This is a genomic window from Psychrobacter sp. 1U2, from assembly GCF_051847575.1.
In genome coordinates this window covers 1-520 of sequence record NZ_JBPYDC010001806.1, presented here as the reverse complement: position 1 = coordinate 520, position 520 = coordinate 1, and the positions used below count along the sequence as shown (strand labels likewise).

Genomic DNA, 520 nt, shown 5'->3' with positions numbered 1-520 from the left:
CTTGTGTGTTCGTCGATACCGGTCTCTTGCGTCTGCACGAAGGCGATCAAGTGATGCAAATCTTCGCCGAAAACATGGGCGTCAAAGTCATCCGTGTCGATGCCGAAGATTTATTCTTAAATGCATTAGCTGGCGAGTCTGATCCAGAAGCTAAACGTAAAATCATTGGTAAAACCTTTATCGATGTCTTCGCTGATAGCGCGCGTGAAGTGAGTGAGCAAAGCGATGGCAAAGTCATTGAGTTCTTAGCACAGGGTACGATTTATCCTGATGTGATTGAATCAGCGAAGTCACATCAAGGCAAAGCACATGTCATTAAGAGCCATCATAACGTCGGCGGTCTGCCAGATGACTTGGCGTTTGAGTTGGTTGAGCCATTACGTGATCTATTTAAAGATGAAGTTCGTAAGCTTGGTATCACTCTTGGATTACCAGAGAAAATGATCTATCGTCATCCATTCCCAGGTCCAGGTCTTGGCGTGCGCATCTTGGGTGAGGTGAAAAAAGAATACGCTGATAT

Annotated in this window: 1 pseudogene; it reads left to right on the top strand. The window is 45.4% G+C overall.

What is annotated here, in order from left to right:
- Positions 1–520, top strand: a pseudogene (locus ACS8FD_RS24505) (glutamine-hydrolyzing GMP synthase); the annotation flags it as partial.